The sequence below is a fragment of the Pseudomonas sp. K5002 genome, assembly GCF_013386655.1.
Lineage (GTDB): Bacteria > Pseudomonadota > Gammaproteobacteria > Pseudomonadales > Pseudomonadaceae > Aquipseudomonas.
Genome location: NZ_JACARK010001619.1, coordinates 1 through 362 on the forward strand (window position 1 = coordinate 1; position 362 = coordinate 362).

At 66.6% G+C, this 362-nt stretch carries 1 protein-coding gene; it reads left to right on the forward strand.

Annotated features, from left to right (window positions below; genetic code table 11):
- Positions 1–362, forward strand: a 362-nt coding sequence (locus HX846_RS38315; protein ID WP_178967592.1) for an SDR family NAD(P)-dependent oxidoreductase, incomplete at both ends; no start/stop codon positions are given.

The window sequence follows — 362 nt, forward strand, 5'->3', positions numbered from 1 at the left end:
GGTCAACTGCGCCGGCATTTCCCGCCTGGAACCCGCCGCGGCCATCAGCGCCGAAGCCTTCGACCAGGTGATGAACGTCAACGCCCGCGCCGCGGCCCAGGTCGCCAGCCGTATCGCTGCGGCGATGATTGAAGCGAAGATTCCCGGCAGCATCGTCAACGTCTCAAGCCAAGCCTCACTCGTGGCGCTGGACGATCACCTCGGCTACTGCGCCTCCAAGGCCGCACTGGACGCCATCACCCGCGTGCAATGCGCGGAATGGGGCCGCTTCGGGATTCGCGTCAACAGCGTCAACCCCACCGTCACCCTCACGCCCATGGCACAGATGGCCTGGTCGGCGCCCGCCAAACGTGATCCGGCAT